Raw genomic sequence first — 16856 nt, 5'->3', positions numbered from 1 at the left:
AGGCGCTGCAAAACGCCGACCTGGAGCGCTTGATGGCATGCTGGGCAGATGAAGACGAGGTGGTGTGCGTGCATCCCGGTGGCCCGCGCATGGTTGGCCTGGGCGCGATCCGTTCGGCGTTTGAGGCCATGTTCAATAACGGCAGCATCCGTGTGCGTCCCGAGGGCGTGCGCAAGATTGAGGCGCTGGGCAGTGCCGTGCACAGTGTGCGCGAACGCATTGAGCTGCTCACCCCCGAGGGGCCGATGGATGCGGTGGTGATTACCACCAATGTGTACCACAAGACGGCGCAAGGCTGGCGCCTGGTGGCGCACCACGCCAGCCCCGGCAATGCCCGTGAGCCCCATGACGTCACCGAGATATCTCCGGTCTTGCATTGAAGCCCTCTTCACGCTCAAGCCGGGCCGCCCCAGCCGCCATGCACTACCAGGCACCCTGGTGGCTGCCCGGTGGCCATGCCCAAACCATCTGGCCAGCCTTGCCTTGCTGCACCGGCCGCATGCCGGTGTCGCTGTACCGGCGCGAGCGCTGGCCCACGCCCGATGACGATTTTGTCGATGTGGACTGGCTGGATGCCCCCGCCACGGCGCCCTTGCTGGTGCTCTTTCATGGGCTGGAAGGCTCCTCCAGCAGCCACTATGCGCTGGCGCTTGCCCAATGGGCGGCACCGCAAGGCTGGGGCTTTGCGGTGCCGCATTTTCGCGGTTGCAGTGGCGAGATCAACCGCGCCCCGCGCGCCTACCACTCGGGAGATTTTGCAGAAATCGGCTGGATGCTGGCGCGCCTGCGCGCCCGCCACGCCGGGCCGCTCTACGCGGTGGGCGTGTCCCTGGGCGGCAACGCCTTGTTGCGCTGGGCGCAGGAGGCGGGCGGTACGGCGGCCACGGTGCTGCAGGCGCTGGCCAGCATCTCGGCCCCGGTTGACCTGACGGCCAGCGGCCAGGCCATGGGCCGGGGCCTGAACCGGCAGGTCTATACCCGGCTGTTCCTGCAAACCATGAAACCCAAGGCGCTGCAAAAGCTGGCCCAGTTCCCGGGCCTGTTTGATGCCCGGGCGCTGCACGCCGCGCAGGATTTGTACGACTTTGACAACGTCTTCACCGCACCGCTGCACGGCTTCAAAGACACGCGTGATTACTGGCAGCGCGCCTCGGCCAAGCCGCGCCTGGCCGACATCCGCCTGCCAGCCCTGGTCGTCAATGCCTTGAATGATCCTTTTGTACCCGCCAGCAGCCTGCCCCGGCAAGCTGACGTCGGCGCAATGGTGACCTTGTGGCAGCCCGACCAGGGTGGCCATGCCGGTTTTATGGCAGGGCCGCCGCCGGGCCAGCTGCAAACGCTGCCGCAGACCGTGGGCGGCTGGTTGATGGCGCACACTTGATTGGAGAAAAAATGGACGACATTGTCAAACAAGCCATGGCCAAATGGCCCAACGTGCCCAACTGTTATGGCTGGCTGGGGCTCGATGCGCGCGGCAACTGGTACCTGCGCGACGACCGTGCGCAAGCCGCAGGGTCATTTCAGAGCGGCCTGGCGGGCAGCAAGGGCGCCTTGCTGACGCACGAGAAGCTGATCGACTTCATCGCCCGCAACTACCTGCCCGATGCGCAAGGCCTATGGTTTTTTCAGAACGGTCCGCAGCGCGTTTATGTGGAACTGCAAGCGACGCCGCTGGTCTGGCGCGTGCAGCCCGACCATGGTGTCAAGGACCACATGGGGCGGGCCGCCGAGGTGCAGGGCGTCTGGCTGGATGAACAGGGCTTGTTGTACCTGGAATCGACAGCCGGCCTGGGACTGGTGCACACCCAGGACGTGGGCCTGGCTGCCGAGGCCGTGGAATTAGGCCTGTGGCAGCCGCAGGCCCTGTTGCAAGGCGACTTGCCCGGTCAATTCGGCTTTGTCAAAAGCCCGCAGGCCGGGCAAAAAAAGTAGAACCGGCGTTTATTTGGCTACTGACGCTGCCGCTTCAGGTGCAGCGGCGGCCTCGGGCGCGGCGGGTGCTTCAAACTTGGCACCGGCGGCATTGGCCAGGTAAGCCACGGCGCGGCCCACTTCAAAGTCGGCAAAAGCGCCGCCGCCCTGGGCTGCCATGTTGCCCTTGCCTTTGAGGGCCGAGTTCAGCAGCGCGCTGTAGCCAGTGCCAATGCGCGGTGCCCAGGCAGCCGCATCGCCAAATTTGGGCGCACCCACCAGGCCTGCTGCATGGCAGGTGGTGCATTGGGCCTGGTACACCTCTTCACCGGTTTTGGGTTCGCGCTTGGACTCGCCCAAGCGCAGAATGCCGACCTTTTGAATGCGCCTGGCGACGGCTTCTTCAGACATGCTGGCCGCCACCTGGCCACCGCTTGGGGTCTTGTAATAAGCCACCATAGAGCCAATGACCAGCAGCGGTAGACCCACCAATATGAGAATCTTTGTTGTTTTTTTGATCCCGCTGGCGCTGGGAGCAGCGTGTGCATCGTGGTCTGCAGTGTGATGGTGGTCGCTCATGATGGCCTTGATTGGATGAAAGCAACTCCGAATTATAGGGTTGGGGGTGTTGTCAGCCCCCTTAGCTGCGCACGCCATTCATCTGGCGTCGGTCCAGGCGCAGCACCGGGTTGGGCGCAGTCCGGCTCACCTCTTGGGACGTCACCGTGTAATGCAGGGCATAGGTCGCCATTGCAATTTCGGGTGAAATGCCATGCTTTACCAAGGTCTGGACTTCAAGATGCCCGGTGACGGCCCTGTTCAGGGCTGCTGCGTCGTAGGCCGTGGCCAGCACGAGCCAGGTCATGGGTGAATCCAGTCCTCGAAGTGCCTGCTCTTTGGTCATGGGGGGCGGCGCGACGGGCGCCATGAGGTGGATGCCTGCCATGCCGCGTCGGGATGACATGGCCGGGAGAACGGCCTGCGCGAACCAGTCTTTCACATTCGATTCCTGGCCTGTCACCGGTGTAAATTTCAGCGCAACCGCCGCATTGCCGATGCCGAATCCAGAACTGGCGACACACGAACAGAATCCCCGGACCATGCCGCGAAAACGGCTCATCATCGATGCGGTCCATGGCGTTGGATGGTTTAACCGCTCCAGGTAAGCAGAGGACGTGGCCACATGGGTGTCAGCCACCTCGTAGATCACCATGTACTTCGGCTCGCCACTTTCCGTTACCCAGCGTGTTGCACGCAGGAAGCCCGGAATCGAAAGCCTTTCGTGCAGGTGCTCGTAGGTGTGCCAATCGTCATGATCGGCGTTGTCTCCCGCTATGTCGTAATACAAGACCATAGCCGCGTCGCTACAAAGTGCCATGCGCTGATTCTCCCTGGCGTGTTGAATTCTGTTGGAGGTCGCTAAATCTTGTGGTCAGTTGGTGACATCGGTATCGTCATAAACGAGGTGCTCTTGCGCAGCAAAAACGAGACTTCCCTGCCCCGTGGGCCGCGCCCCATGGCTGGCAAAGTCCTCGCCAAAGGTGGCGCTTGTGGTCACGCGGCGCAGGGTGTTCAGGTCATGAAAGAATAATTCTTCCACCAAGTCGAAGGGTTGCCGACAGGGCACACCATCCGCCATGCCACGGGCTGCATCTTGCATCACATGGTGATGCACCACGCCGCACAAGGACGGCTCTCTCAACACCAGCGTTTGGGCGCGTTCCAGCCACGTTTTCAGGAAGTTAACCCGGCTCGTTTCAGTCTGGCGACGCACGAGAATGAGCGCCTTTAGTCCGGCCTGGCCCGGGGCCACCGCCTGGATGGGGCGACGTTCACAGTAGAGAACCTGGCAGGACGGAACGTCAAGAAACAGCAGTTCGTCGGGTCGAACAAATTGTTGGTAAAGCGGGTCCTCCTGGAAACCATGTTGAAGAACCTGCACGGATTGGGGAATCATTTGGGCCGCGCCGTCGAAGGAGGCGTCGTTGAAGCCCTCGACATCCAGGAAGCGGTCCTGCACATAGCGTTGGTTGTAGTGTTTGTGCCCAGCCTGGTTAACAAGCACATTGGCATGCACTGTTGTCCAGTGCTGGACAAAGGCCTCGCGTGTCAGGCCGACGCGGCGCTTGAGCAAAGAGAACTTGGTTAGCTGCAAGGCAGCTTTTTTGACCAGCCCTGGTGATTTCGTCGACACCCATGGATGCTGCACACACGCCGTCATTTCAACCGCCCACGGGCTTGAGGTCATCCGACCCGAGCGATGCCAGCAGCGCGTCAAGCGCTGCCCGACCACGTTTGGCGCGGTCCAGCGCGGTCATGCCTGCGGCGGCATGGCGGGTTGGCGCCTCCAGACTCAAGGGCGTGTTGGGCGGCAGGGCGCGGACCATGCTGGCGAGGTCAATGTTGCCCTCGCCAGGGAAAGCGCGTTCATTGCGGGCCTGAAAAATCATGGTTTCAAAGTCTGACGGACGTGGTCCGTGGCCGTCGCAAAGCTGGGCGTAGGCGATGAGCGGTGTTGGTATGGCAGCGATGTCGGCCGCAGAACCCCCGGCCCGGTCAAGATGCAGCGTGTCAATCATCACCCGGCCATTGGGCTGCGCGGCCGACTGCACGACCCGCGTCGCTTGCGCCAGGTTCTGCACACCGGTCCACGGCGTGGGTTCCAGGTTCAGGGTCAGTCCGTAGCCTTGCCCGAGTTCGCACAACTGGGCGAACAGGTCAGCCAGCCGCTGCGGATCGGGCTCGTCGCCATTGACCACCGCGTGCCCGGCACGCAGTGTTGCAGCGGCCTCCAGCACCGGCTCGAAATCCGCAACCCGGGTGTTGCCCTTCAGGCGCAACACGCCGAAGTCGAACACGCTGACGCCGGTGTCCTGCAGCAGGGCCAGAGTCTCGCGCAGCATCGGGCTGTTGCCGGTCATCGGATGTTGCTGTTCTGCCGGCGCCGCCGGATGGAGCCGCATGCCGACGTGCGTGAAGCCGGCCCGTGCTGCCGTTCGAACCAGCTCGGGCGGGGTGAGTTCGAAGACAGTCAGATGGTCTAATGAAATGAGGCGCATGACGTTGCCCGTTTCAGTAGGTTGCGCGGCCGCCCGAGATATCGAATACCGCGCCCGTCGTGAACGAGCATTCTTCAGAGGCAAGCCAGGCGACCAGATCGGCAATTTCTTCGGCGCGACCGAGTCGTCCCATGGGAATCTTCGACTTCACATAATTCAGGAATTCGGGCGAGAGTTGTTTCAGGATGTCGGTGTCGATGGCCGCCGGGGTCACGCAGTTGACCCGGATATCGGTGAGCGCGAGTTCCTTGCCCAGTGACTTGGTCAGGCCGATGACGCCGGCCTTGGCCGCCGAATAGGCGCCCAGGTTTGGATTGCCTTCCTTGCCGGCAATCGAACTCATGTTCACGATGCGGCCTTTTGAAGTCTTCAGCATTTCTCTGGTCGCCGCGCGGCAGCAGAAGAAAACCGCGTCCAGGTTCAGCGCGATGGTCTTTCTCCAGCCGTCAAGCGGATAGTCGGCAATCGGCACGTTGGGCCCGTTGTGGCCGGCCGAGGTGACGAGGATGTCGAGCCGGCCAAAGTCGCTGACCACCTGGGCGGTCGCCTGCTCGACCGCTGCTGCGTCGGTCACGTCCACCGCATAGCTGCGCGCGTCCGGCAGAGTGCGCGCGGCGGCTTCGGCACGCTGCGCATCAATGTCCCACACGGCGACGCGCACGCCGTTGCGAGACAGTCGTTCGGCAATCGACAGGCCCAGGCCGCCGGCGCCGCCGGTGATGATGGCAACCTTGCCACGTTCGCGTTGAACCATGTTATTCATTTGAAAACCTTTCTGAAAATAATGTGCGCATCATTCATGCGCGAATGTTTGTTGTGATCTGAAGATGCCGAGGGGTTCGCTTCGTCATGTGGTCCGAGCGCGTGGTTTGCCGGGTATGTTTCCGAGCTTGTGATCGCACAGGCCACCGTCCAGTCGCATGTCAATGCCGGTCACATAGCCCGAGCCTGGTCCGCAGAGGTAAACGATGGCACTGGCCACGTCCTCGGGCGTGCCAATGCGCCCCAGTGGGACTGCCTCGATGCGGCGCTGCAGGACTTCCTCATCACGGTAGACCGGCTCTGTCAGGGGGGTGCGAACCAGGCCCGGCGAGACGGTATTCACCCGGATGCCGTCGCCAGCCCATTCCTGCGCCAGTTGCCTGCACAACATGATCAGCGCCGCTTTGGCCGGGGAATAGGCGCCCAGACCCGGAAACGGGAACAACCCGGAGATGGACCCCACCGCCACAATCACGCCCCGGCTTTTGGCCAGTGCCTGGTAGGCCGATCGCGCGAGCAGCCAGGTGGCGCGGGTATCGACCTCGAAAACGAGGTTCCAGTCGGTGAGGGTCAGCGTCGCCAGTGCTTGAGGCCGGACGACGCCCGCGTTCGAAATGAGCACGTCAAGCCCGCCGCAGACGGCAATGGCCTGGTTCGCAAGTTGCTCGCAGGCGGCGGCATCCGCCAGATCTGCAGCCAGTCCGGTCGCCTGCGCCCCGGCCGCCTGAAGCTCCGCGACCAGTGCATCGAGCGTCGGCCCCGGCCTGGACGCAGCGACTGCAATCTTCAGTTGCTGGCCGTGCGCGCGTGCAGATGCCAGCAAGGCCAGGCAGGTAGCCCGGCCGATACCACCTGTGGCGCCGGTAACCAACGCGCGGAGTGAAACTGGGTTCTTCATTTTGATTCGCGCGTTTAGCGGTTATCCTTTGTAGCCAAATACGCGCGGCAGCCAGAGCACCACTTGCGGAATGAAAGTAATGATCGCCAGCGCTATCACCAGGGCGATGATGAACGGCACAGCGTCGCTCACGATCCGGCGCAAGGGAGCTTTCGTGATATTTGACACGACGAAGAGCAGCAGCCCGTAAGGCGGTGTGATGAGTCCGATCATCAGGTTCACCACGACCACCAAGCCGAAGTGAACCATGTCGATGCCCAGCGCCCTGGCGGCAGGAATCAGGATCGGCACGATCACCAGCAACACCGTGCTGGCATCGAGCAGACAGCCCAGAATCAGCAAAATGACATTGACTGCCAGCAGAAAGCCAACGTCCGTGAGGTGGTAGCTGGCGAGCAGCAGGCTCAGCGAGTTCGGCAGATCCTCGCGCGTCACCACATAATTGAATACCAGCGCGCCAGCAATCAGCATCCCGACCGCGGCAGTCGAGCGTGCGCTCGACAGCAGGCAGTCGTAGGTCTGGCGCAACGAAACTGACCGGTAGACCACCAGGGAGATGATGTAGGCATAGAGCGCGGCAAGCGCGGCCGCCTCGGTGGGCGTCATCACGCCGCCGTAGATGCCGCCGAGCAGTACCACCGGCATCATCAGGGCAGGGAATGCCTTCAGCGTGATTTTTGGCAAGTCGCGCACCGGCACTGCTTGCTCGACCGGGAAGTTATGCACGCGGGCGAGGACCGCGTTCATGGCCATCAGCACGGCGCCCATCACGAGCCCTGGCAAAATGCCGCCGAGGAACAGGTAGCCCACTGACGCATCGGACACCAGCGCATAGAGAACCAGCGGAATCGAGGGCGGAATGATGGGGCCGATCGTCGCGGCGGCCGCGGTGATGGCCGCCGCGTAACTCGGCGTGTACTTGCCATCGCGCGTCATCATGTTGATGATGATCCGGCCCAGGCCCGCCGCGTCCGCGACGGCCGAGCCCGACATGCCCGACAGAATCACATTGGCCACGATGTTGACGTGTCCGAGTCCGCCGCGAAAGCGGCCGACCAGCGCGTCGCAGAACTTGAGCAAGCGCTCGCTCAACGAGCCGACGTTCATCAGCTCGGCGGCAAAGATGAACAACGGAATCGCGAGCAGCGTGTAACTGGCAAAAAGTCCCTGCAGGAGCTGTTCTGCGGCGATACCCATGTCCTGCTTCATGATCAGCAGGTAGACGATCGAGGCGGAAATCATCGACAGGCCGATCGGCAGGCCAAAGAGGCTCAGCCCAATGATGAGCCAAATCGTGATGGCGAAGGGGCTAAAGAGGTTCATCAGTCAGTCTCCAACCGGGTCTCTGACGGCGCTGGCTGGTCATGGCCGGTGAGTGCATCCCGGAGTATCAACAGGTGCCGCACAATCATCGCGACGGCAAACAGGATGTAGACCGAGAACACCAGGTCGTAACGAATGTGCAGGGCGGCCGTGGACTCGACTTTCATGAACTGCACATAGCTCCAAGCAGATGGAAAGCCGACGACGAAGATGATGATCAGTGCGAGGCTTGCCACCATGTCGAAAATGCGACGGGTGTTTGGCGAGACGCTGCCATAGATCATGTCGAAGCGGATATTGTCCGATTCGCGGGTGACGAAGCCGGTGCCCCAAAGGATGATCCAGATGCCTGCGATGACGGAGAGTTCGTGTGCCCAACTCACCGGGCTATTGAATACATACCGTGCGACGACCTGGATGAGGAACGCGACAAACAGGACTGCCATCAGCAGTGCCGACACGTTCTCCGCGCGACGGTTTAACCAGCGCCATATTTTTGGCATTTTCGTTCTCCTCAGTCAGTCAATTCTGGTGAAGTCAATGGGCGGCGGGTACAGGTGACCCGCACGCCGTCCGACTGGCGCGATGCCAGTCGGAACGCAACGAAAACAAGCGCCTGTCTTAAAGCGCGTTGATGCGCTCCAGCATGCCCGGGATCCATTCGTTGACGTACTTCGACTTCCGGGTCGTCTCCAGCGCGTAGTCGCGGAAGGCTTTGACATTGGGCGTATAGACGTCAAGCCCCTGTCCTTTGAAGAATGCAATGAGATCTTCCTCTTCTTTTTTCGACGCTGCGGTCACGCCCGTTCCGAAGGCGTTCGCTGCTTTCTGCACCCGTTCCTTCTGCGCTGCCGTGAGCGTGTCCCACTTCGACTTGCGGATCGAAAGCAGGTTGAAGTTCACCATGTGACCGGTCAGCACAATCTGCGTGGTCACCTCGTGAAACTTCATGTCCTTGTTGTTGGGCAGGGGGTTGTCCTGCGCGTCGATGGCGCCGGTCTGCAGGGCGGTGTAGACCTCGGTGTAGGCGATCGGCGTCGGATTTGCGCCAAGCGCGGTACCGACGAACTGCCAGCCCTCGCCTGCAGGCATGCGCAACTTGATGCCTGCCAGATCGGCCGGCGTCATGACCTTCTTCTTCGGTTTGAGGTTGACGTGCCGCATGCCGATGTAGTTCACGTTCAGCACCTTGATACCAAGCTGGTCTTCGGCCAGCTTGAACAGTTGCTGGCCGACGTCGCTCGCGAACACTTTTTGCATGTGTTCGATGTCACGGAAAATGTAAGGTGCGCCGACGATGCCCCAGGCCGGAATCTGGCGTTGGAAATCTGCAACCGACAGGTTTCCCATATCGAGGTTGCCGCGCTGCATGGCGAGAAGCTCGGTGCCTTGTTTGAACAGGCTCGCGCTCCAATAGGCCTTGAGATCAAACTCAGGACCAATGCCCGGTCCAAACTCCTGCATCAGCAGCTTGGCGCGGCGATCCTGCTCCGGAATCGTATCCGAGTAAATCAGTTGAATTTTTGATTGGGCCAGGCTCATGGTGCTTGCTGCGGCGACTGCGATTGAGGCAGCGCCCTTGAGTACCGAGCGACGGTTAAGGTTCATCATTGCGAGTTTCTCCTTCAGGTCCTGCAATCCAGCGCAGGTGTTAAAAAACGGGACAACACCGGGACCGCGCCGTTCGCCCGCTGAGGGTCTCGTATGGCGCGTCTGGTACCTCAGTGTATCGGTGCACATCCGGCTTGCCCTGTATTACTGGGCGCCTGCCGCCCCGTTTTGCAAAAACTGGTTTTGTTCGGGTAAACCCTTATTTTTATTGATATTTTTGCCTCTTTATCGAAGCCCAATGGCGCGGGTAAAAAGGGGCGACAGGCGCCCGTTAACGAGTCGCAGACAGGGGTTGATCTTATAGACTGAGGTACCAATCTGCACAAAACAAAGATTGTTTGATTCACACCAGATGGCATTGACGTCATGTGGCTTTATTTCCTGCGCTGGTTCGCAGGTACCGAAGGAGAAAGTCAAGATGAGATTCCCGAAACTCTTCCAGCCAGGACTAGTCGGTTCGATGGAAGTCAGAAACCGGATCATCGGTTCGCCGATGGAGCGTAACTACTGCACCGCCGAGGGGCGCATCACGCAGCGCTACATTGACTATATGGAAGCCCGGGCACGCGGTGGTGTCGGCATGATGTACACCGAGGCAACCTATGTCGATCCGCGCGGCAAGGGGCGTGAATTCCAGATGGGCCTGTACGACGATGACCTGATCCCGCAGCTGGAGCGCTTGGTCGCTGCGGTGCACAAGCACGGCGGCCGGGTCGGTCCTGAGCTCAACTTTGGCGGGCGGGTCGTGCATCCGGAGGTCAGCGGCCTGGAATCGCGCGCGCCCTCGGCAGTTCCCTACGAGGGCGCCGGCGGCTGGTCGCCGCGTCCGCTGGATCACGCATCGATCGCCGAACTCGTTGAACGTTTTGGTTCGGCGGCGCGCCGGGCCGCGGAGGCGGGTTGCGATTTCATCGGCATTCATGGCGCCCATGGCTACCTGCTCAGTCAGTTCATGTCACCTTACTGCAACAAGCGGGACGACGGGTATGGCGGCGACCTGGCAGGCCGGATGCGGTTTCCGCTGGAAGTCATCGCCGCGATCCGCCGCTCGATCGACAAAGACATGCCGGTGGTCTTCCGCATCAGTGGCGACGAGCATCAGAACAATGGCCTGACGCTGGCCGATGTCTGTGCCATTGCGCCGCATCTGGTGGCAGCGGGTGTGAACCTGATTGACGTTTCAGCAGGCATGTACGAAACCAACTGGTGGATCACCCAGCCGATGGAAATGAAGCAGGGCGTCCTTGCGCCGCTGGCTGAAGAAGTACGCAAGCATGTCGATGTGCCGGTGAGCGTTTCCGGGCGCATCACCGATCCCAGCGTAGCCGAACACCTGTTGGAGTCGGGTGTCTCCGACTTTGTGACGCTGGGCCGCGCCCTGCACGCCGACCCCGAGTTTCCGAACAAGGCGCGCGCCGGCCGCCTGGCGGATATCTGCACCTGCATCGCGTGCAATCAGGGTTGCAGCGACATGCATGCGCGCGGTTTGCCCATCGTCTGCCTGGTCAACACCACCACCGGGCGGGAGCGCGAATATGCGATCAGGCCGGCAGCGGCCAAGAAACGGATCGTTGTCATTGGTGGCGGTCCCGCCGGGCTGGAGAGCGCGCGCGTGCTCGCGCTGCGCGGGCACCAGGTGACCGTCTTCGAGCGCGACCATGAGCCTGGCGGGCAGCTGCTGCTGAGCCGCCTGGTGCCGGGACGCGAAGAACTGGCAGGACACCTTCCGTGGCTGGTCAACGAAGCCATGCGAGCCGGTGTGCGCCTTGAACTCGGGGTTGATGCGACAGCAGAGATTGCTTTGGCGGAACGTCCCGATCTCATCATCGTCGCCACCGGTTCGGCGCCGGGCCTGCCGGCCATTCCCGGCATCATGGACAGCCCGGTGGTCGATCCCTACGAGATTCTGCGGCGTCCGGTCGGTGGCATCGGTCGCGCGCTGGTCATCGGCGGCGGCATACGGGGCGTGGGTGTTGCGCGCGTCCTTGCTGAAAAAGGAATCGAAGTCGTCTTGGTCGATGTGGCCAGGGAACTTGCGACAGACATTGCCAGCCGCTCGCGTCGCTTCCAGGTCGCTGCGCTGCGCGAACGCGCCAATGTGACAGTGCATCTGGGGACGACAGTCGAAGCGCTGGGGGAGCGCGAAGCCGTGTTGTGGAACGGTCAGGAGCTCACGACACTTACAGCGATCGATATCGTGGTTCCGACGCGCACACTGTTGCCTGTGACCAAGGTTGCGGACGAGCTTTACAGTCGCGACGGTATGCCGGAGATTTTCCTGCTTGGTGATTGCGTGCAGCCCAGAACGGCGCTTGAGGCCATCCATGACGCGGCGGCGTTGGGCCACAGACTCTAGTATCCTTCGCTGGAATTGTTCGTGCACGCGAGAGGTTGCCAAACGGAGTCGAAATGATTGCAAGTCCTGCCAAAACCGTGAAGAAAACGCCAGCGCAAGCTACTGGCGTGGCGACGTCCCTCACCGCGCGTGTCACCGAGCAAATTCGCGAGGCCATCCAGAATGGCGAATTCAAGCTCGGCGAAGGGCTGTCGGAGCTCAAGCTGGCGGCTGCGCTGGGTGTCAGCCGGACGCCTGTGCGCGAAGCCTTCAATGCATTGCAACTTCAGGGCTTGATAGATATCCGGCCCCAGTCTGGCAGCTTTGTCTTCATGCCGACAGAGGAAAACGTGGGTGCCTTGTGCGAATTTCGCCGGGTCATGGAGGTGACCGCGCTGCGTTTGTGTTTTGAGTACCGGCGTGAGGACGCGCTGCAGCAAATGCGCGTGGCAAGTGATGCCATGGAACTAGCGAGGCAAACCGGCGACCGTCTCGCCATCTCCCATGCCGATACCGATTTCCATCAGGCCATCATGAACCACTGCAACAACCCGTACTTGATTGAGGCCTACAAACTTGTTTCAGGGCGCGTGGCGACACTGCGAACGCATAACCTGGTTGGCCTGGACACCCTGCTCAACAAATCCATTTCAGAACATCGCCTGATCATCGCCGCCTTGTCCGCGGGAAAGCTGGATCGCGCCGAAACCATTCTCGACGAGCATATCTCCCGCATGGGCGTTGGTTATCGCGCAGCAAATCGCCACCAGAAGAAATCCATCAGCTGAAATGATGGGGTGAAGTCAGTTCTTGTGTGCAACGACTCAAGGGGTCAACAAGGCACCCAGTTCCCTCGCGGCATTCTGCAAGGGCACGAGAAAACGCGCAGTCATTTCATCGACCTCCAACAACTGGCCTTGCCGAATCACGTTGATTGCCGCAACATGGTTGCCGCTGGTGTCAGACACCGGGACCGCCAGGGAGCACAGCAGCAGTACGGTTTGTTGACTCATGAACGAATAGCCAACTTCGCGCACTTTATCCAGCAGCACGCGCAGTTTCGCAACCGTGTCTATGGCGTAAGGTGTGAACGGAAGAATGTGCACCCGGTTCAGGTAAGCGTCCAATTCCTGCTGCGGCAACAAAGACAGCAAAATGTTCCCAAGCGACGTGCAATAGGCCGGCTGGCGTCGGCCGACGTTCAAGATCGGGGACATGATGCGAGAGGAGGTGGATCGGCACAGGTAAACGATATCGTCGCCATCCATCACCGCCAGCGAACACGCCTCGCCAATGGATTCGCTGAGGCGATCCAGCACCGGTTGCGCCAGCATTGAAATCGGCGACGCCGATAGGTAGGCATGGCTGAATGACAACACCCTCGGGCGCAAATAAAATTGGTGTGTGTCATCGCAGGCGGCAAAACCGAGCTTGGCCAAAGTAAGCAGGCTTCTTCGCACGGCAGCGCGCGGGATACCGGTGCAGTAACTGACTTGCGCAATCGACAGGTGCCGTTTTTTGTCAGAGAGCGCGAGCAACACCGCGAGTCCACGCGCCAAGGAAGTCACAAAATCCGGATCATCACAAAACTCGTCGATCTTTGCAATCGGCAAGGTATTGGGGTCGGGAAAAATGGCTGGCCCCCCCGCTACCCTGCTATGACCGGTTGGCTCAATCGGACGTTGTGTCATGGCTGCGTTTCTGGCCAATTGCTTGAATAATCTGGCATCGTGAAATAGGCCGCTATTGTTTCACTTTCCATCTGCGTTTGATGAAAGCGCACACCAGGAACGGCAAGCAGCCGATTCAAACAGTGCTTCAATCGTGCGGAGCGTCCCCAGTGCATCCTCAATCGGCCAATTGGGGACATCATCGCCGAGGAGGAAGCGCGAAAAGCGTTCTACCTGAAGGGTGTACTGATTGACCGGATCAAATGTATAAGTCGTAGTTGGGAAAGAGCCAACGCTCGACTCGTTGCCAAGTTCGATATGGCAAGTACTCGGCCGTGCATGTGCGAACGGAAAATCCAGACGCAGCCAGCCCTTGGCACCTAACACGGACAGTTGTTGGTGGGTACCCCAAGCAGAAGGCCCGGACTGGGTGGCGACGGTGAACATCGCATGGCGGCCGCCGTAGTCGAGCATGGCGCTGGAAAGCCGGTCAATGCCGAAGGCCGGGTCGTAGTCGAGCGCCGCAACGACATGCGTTGGCGGGCGCTTGAAAATCAGGTTGCAGGCGCTGATCGCATAAGACCCCAGATCGAAAAGCGCACCACCACCCGCTGCCGGGTTGTTGCGGATGTCAGCCGGATCAAGAAACTGTTTGGCCAGCACGGCATGTACCGTGCGAACAGGCCCGATGCTATGGTCAGCGAGCAGCGTGTCCAGTTTTTCCCATTGTGGATGATTGCGAAATCCAAAACCCTCTTCAATGTGTCTGCCGGTGCGATCGCGCACCGCGCAGAGCTGCGCGACCTGCTCTGCAGTCAGGCAAAGGGGCTTTTCGCACAGCACATGCTTGCCCGCTTCGAGCGCCCGCACCGACCACTCAAAATGCAATTGGTTTGGCAGCGGAATGTAGACCGCATCAATGTCCGGGTCTGCCAGCAATTCCGCATAACTTGTGTAGACGCGTGGTACCTTATGCAACTGTGCCATGGCGCGGCCTTTCGACTCATCGCGGGAGGCGAGGGCAAACAACGTTGCGCTTTGGGCTTCGTTCATTGCCGGCATCGTGCGCTCGGTCGCAATCGCGGCGGCGCCAAGAACGCCCCACTTGATGGTTCGATTCATGTCGTGTCCTTTGATCACACTGTGAAAATACCATTTTGACTTGCTTCGGCAGCCGACTCAGTATCATTCCGAATGACTGTTTGCTGAATTTGCATCACGCAGTCAGCATGGAAGGGACAGAGGATGAGAGTTTTATTGACGGGAGCTACAGGCTATATCGGCGGAACGGTCGCGATGGCGTTGCGTACGGCAACCCGGCCGAGAGCCTGACGGTCTCGCAATCGATCGTGGAATACGGCGAATTGATGACCAACTTAAGTTTTGGCTCCAACAGCCGCATGCGCCTGATTCCGCTGCCAGACGACCATCCGTGCCAAACCAGCCCGGTATCGTCGGCGGATAACACGCCAAGCTTTGGTTTGAATTTCATGCCAATCTGCTCATGTGCGAGAATAGCTCTCTTGCAGTTTTTCAGAAAAATGCGGCTGTAGCTCAGTGGATAGAGTATCGGCCTCCGAAGCCGAGGGTCGTGGGTTCGATCCCCGCCAGCCGCACCATGTCTCGATAACGTATTGATTTAATTAATAAAAATCAGCATTTCGGCGCCCTCTACAGCACCCTCATACAAAGGGTGTCTCGATGGAGAATTTGCAGCGCCGCGCAAGCGGCATCTATTTTGTGCGTCTGACGGTTCCAGCTCGCCTGCGTGGAATCGTATGTAAGCGAGAATTCGTTGCAACTACGGGCACTCAGCATTTGCCAATAGCCAAGATTGTGGCGGCAACCATGTTGGTCCGCTGGCGACAACAACTCATGGACCTTGAGCGGCTCGCTCTTGGCAACAACGATATGCACCACGACAGCGTCATCAAGATTGCAGACGGTCACCCCCTCATTGCCGGAGGCAGCTTTTTGCCCATAGAGCAGGCGGCTTCGGTGTTGGGTCTTGCTGTGAATGACATTCTTCGCAGCGTGTCAGAAGGACGCTTGGGTATTTTTCATAAATTTGCCGGAACAATAGGTTATCTTTTACCGTTTTCGGACTTGGTACCGGACGACAGGGAGCTGGGAACTATGATCGTTCCGAAAAATGCCGAGCAGCGCCTGTGCCTTCGTCGCCAATGGTGTTTTGGCAGTGCCCAAGAACAGTGTCGTGGCTATCGCAGCCAGCTTGTTGGTGACTGGAGAGGCGGTAATGACAATGTTTGCAGCCCCAGATGGGGACAACGCCTTAGGTTTTGTGCCAGACGAACCTGTGAAGCTAGCACTGGCCAGCATCGAAGTCAGCGCCCGCGAAATGGAGGCGCTACGCCGCTCACTTGCTGCGGTACTCGAACCAGAGCGCGTTGAGGCTGCAAGAGCAAGCCAAAAGGCTGCATTGGGCACCACTACATCTTCAGCAGGAAAGAATGCCGTGTGCAAAGATGTCCGGCATGCCGGCCTGGCGGGCAAAGTCCGAATCGATGTGCAGCGGGTTGTAGTCCCCGGAGGTACCGGCATACACACCCAGGGTAAGTCGTGTGATAGGGCCCGCTACCAGGCCTGGCAAGGCGTCGCCCAGCTGGATGTCAGTGAAATTCGCGACTTTCATGCGATACCTTCCGGTTTTGACTGACGGACCACCATGACGCTGCGCAGATCGGCCACGGCCGAACCCGTCGCCGCCCTTCTTTTCGTAGCCCTCGGCTTGCGGTCTGCGAGATGACCGCCACGATCTGGCCTCGTTAATTTGGGGCCGTGGCCGGAGTCGCCACGTCACCCTTGTTGCTCACCCCTTGAATGCGGCGGTATCACCGGGACGACGCATCATCTTGTTGACCTCGTCCAAATGCATTTCCTCGTTGACGATCATCTCGCGGGCGTACTCTTCCAAGAGCACGGATTGCCCTTCAACGATCTTCAGCAAGTCATAGTAGGCGGTCAAGGCATTTTTTTCATGCTCCAGGCTCTCACGCAGGATGTCGCCAATGTCGTGCTTTTCGGTTTCCAGCAGAGAGCCGATTTTCAGGGAGGGGTGCCCGCCGAGCAGTGTCACCAGTTCACCTGCCTTGTGGGCATGGGTCAGGCTTTCGTCGGCGTTGCCCTTCATCCAGGACACGATCGGGATGCGGTTGTACCCGTAAACCATAAGTGAGTAGTGGGTGTATTTCACTACGCCCGCAAGTTCGAGTTCCATAATGCAATTCAGGGCATTGATGGCAGCTTTGTTTGTCGAGTCTTCCATG

The 16856-nt window shown here is 60.1% G+C and carries 20 protein-coding genes and 1 tRNA gene; 8 read left to right on the top strand and 13 right to left on the bottom strand.

Annotated features, from left to right (window positions below):
- The 3 genes from NDI87_RS05220 to NDI87_RS05210 form a co-directional block, all read left to right on the top strand.
- Positions 1–380 (top strand): nuclear transport factor 2 family protein (locus NDI87_RS05220; protein WP_296273745.1); only part of this gene is annotated, 380 nt, incomplete at its 5' end.
- Positions 381–418: 38 nt separating this feature from the next.
- Complete coding sequence (locus tag NDI87_RS05215) at positions 419–1381, top strand: alpha/beta fold hydrolase (RefSeq protein ID WP_296273747.1); 963 nt, start codon at positions 419–421, stop codon at positions 1379–1381.
- A gap of 11 nt (positions 1382–1392) precedes the next feature.
- Complete coding sequence (locus NDI87_RS05210; RefSeq protein WP_296273744.1) at positions 1393–1932, top strand: DUF2946 family protein; 540 nt, start codon at positions 1393–1395, stop codon at positions 1930–1932.
- Positions 1933–1941: 9 nt separating this feature from the next.
- Here NDI87_RS05210 and NDI87_RS05205 read toward each other — a convergent pair whose 3' ends face one another.
- The 9 genes from NDI87_RS05205 to dctP all read right to left on the bottom strand — a co-directional run bounded on the left by NDI87_RS05205 (position 1942) and on the right by dctP (position 9564).
- Complete coding sequence (locus NDI87_RS05205) at positions 1942–2490, bottom strand: c-type cytochrome (RefSeq protein WP_296273743.1); 549 nt, start codon at positions 2488–2490, stop codon at positions 1942–1944.
- 61 nt (positions 2491–2551) lie between these two features.
- Positions 2552–3289 carry a hypothetical protein gene (locus NDI87_RS05200; RefSeq protein WP_296273742.1) on the bottom strand — a complete coding sequence of 246 codons (738 nt, stop codon included), beginning with the start codon at positions 3287–3289 and terminating at the stop codon, positions 2552–2554.
- Positions 3290–3343: 54 nt separating this feature from the next.
- On the bottom strand, positions 3344–4066 hold the full coding sequence (locus NDI87_RS05195; RefSeq protein ID WP_296273741.1) for an EthD domain-containing protein: 723 nt from the start codon (positions 4064–4066) through the stop codon (positions 3344–3346).
- Positions 4067–4133: 67 nt separating this feature from the next.
- Positions 4134–4970, bottom strand: coding sequence for a sugar phosphate isomerase/epimerase (locus NDI87_RS05190; RefSeq protein WP_296273740.1), 837 nt, complete (start codon positions 4968–4970; stop codon positions 4134–4136).
- A gap of 13 nt (positions 4971–4983) precedes the next feature.
- On the bottom strand, positions 4984–5733 hold the full coding sequence (locus NDI87_RS05185) for an SDR family NAD(P)-dependent oxidoreductase (protein WP_296273739.1): 750 nt from the start codon (positions 5731–5733) through the stop codon (positions 4984–4986).
- A gap of 84 nt (positions 5734–5817) precedes the next feature.
- Complete coding sequence (locus NDI87_RS05180; protein ID WP_296273738.1) at positions 5818–6630, bottom strand: SDR family oxidoreductase; 813 nt, start codon at positions 6628–6630, stop codon at positions 5818–5820.
- A 21-nt stretch (positions 6631–6651) separates the two neighbouring features.
- The gene (locus NDI87_RS05175; protein ID WP_296273737.1) at positions 6652–7953 is read right to left on the bottom strand and encodes a TRAP transporter large permease; all 1302 of its coding nucleotides are present in this window, start codon (positions 7951–7953) and stop codon (positions 6652–6654) included.
- On the bottom strand, positions 7953–8456 hold the full coding sequence (locus tag NDI87_RS05170) for a TRAP transporter small permease (RefSeq protein ID WP_296273736.1): 504 nt from the start codon (positions 8454–8456) through the stop codon (positions 7953–7955). Before NDI87_RS05170 ends, NDI87_RS05175 begins: the two co-directional genes overlap by 1 nt.
- A 118-nt stretch (positions 8457–8574) precedes the next feature.
- Positions 8575–9564, bottom strand: coding sequence for a TRAP transporter substrate-binding protein DctP (gene dctP, locus NDI87_RS05165; RefSeq protein WP_296273735.1), 990 nt, complete (start codon positions 9562–9564; stop codon positions 8575–8577).
- A gap of 352 nt (positions 9565–9916) precedes the next feature.
- Between dctP and NDI87_RS05160 the strand changes: the two genes are divergently transcribed.
- On the top strand, positions 9917–11920 hold the full coding sequence (locus tag NDI87_RS05160; RefSeq protein WP_366028361.1) for an FAD-dependent oxidoreductase: 2004 nt from the start codon (positions 9917–9919) through the stop codon (positions 11918–11920).
- A gap of 53 nt (positions 11921–11973) precedes the next feature.
- Complete coding sequence (locus NDI87_RS05155; protein ID WP_296273734.1) at positions 11974–12687, top strand: GntR family transcriptional regulator; 714 nt, start codon at positions 11974–11976, stop codon at positions 12685–12687.
- Positions 12688–12723: 36 nt separating this feature from the next.
- Here NDI87_RS05155 and NDI87_RS05150 read toward each other — a convergent pair whose 3' ends face one another.
- Entirely contained in the window at positions 12724–13590 is an 867-nt protein-coding gene (locus NDI87_RS05150; RefSeq protein ID WP_296273733.1) for an IclR family transcriptional regulator C-terminal domain-containing protein, read from the bottom strand.
- Positions 13591–13650: 60 nt separating this feature from the next.
- Entirely contained in the window at positions 13651–14691 is a 1041-nt protein-coding gene (locus NDI87_RS05145; protein ID WP_296273732.1) for a Gfo/Idh/MocA family oxidoreductase, read from the bottom strand.
- 107 nt (positions 14692–14798) lie between these two features.
- Here NDI87_RS05145 and NDI87_RS05140 point away from each other — a divergent pair, with 107 nt between their 5' ends.
- From NDI87_RS05140 to NDI87_RS05130, 3 genes are all read left to right on the top strand, one after another.
- Positions 14799–15122, top strand: a complete 324-nt coding sequence (locus NDI87_RS05140) for a hypothetical protein (RefSeq protein WP_296273731.1) — start codon at positions 14799–14801, stop codon at positions 15120–15122.
- Positions 15113–15188, top strand: a tRNA-Arg gene (locus NDI87_RS05135). The genes NDI87_RS05140 and NDI87_RS05135 overlap by 10 nt, the downstream gene beginning before the upstream one ends.
- An 82-nt stretch (positions 15189–15270) precedes the next feature.
- Complete coding sequence (locus tag NDI87_RS05130; protein WP_296273730.1) at positions 15271–15981, top strand: DUF6538 domain-containing protein; 711 nt, start codon at positions 15271–15273, stop codon at positions 15979–15981.
- Positions 15982–16027: 46 nt separating this feature from the next.
- On the opposite strand, the gene NDI87_RS05125 is transcribed toward NDI87_RS05130, so the two are convergent.
- Both NDI87_RS05125 and NDI87_RS05120 read right to left on the bottom strand, forming a co-directional pair.
- Positions 16028–16222, bottom strand: coding sequence for a MaoC/PaaZ C-terminal domain-containing protein (locus NDI87_RS05125; RefSeq protein WP_296273729.1), 195 nt, complete (start codon positions 16220–16222; stop codon positions 16028–16030).
- Positions 16223–16399: 177 nt separating this feature from the next.
- The gene (locus NDI87_RS05120; protein ID WP_296273728.1) at positions 16400–16855 is read right to left on the bottom strand and encodes a ferritin-like domain-containing protein; all 456 of its coding nucleotides are present in this window, start codon (positions 16853–16855) and stop codon (positions 16400–16402) included.
- Position 16856 lies beyond the last annotated feature (1 nt).

The sequence above is a fragment of the Rhodoferax sp. genome (assembly GCF_023701345.1).
Taxonomy (GTDB): domain Bacteria; phylum Pseudomonadota; class Gammaproteobacteria; order Burkholderiales; family Burkholderiaceae_C; genus Rhodoferax.
Note: the sequence above shows the minus strand (reverse complement) of the source record. Positions and strands in the feature narration are given on the sequence as shown.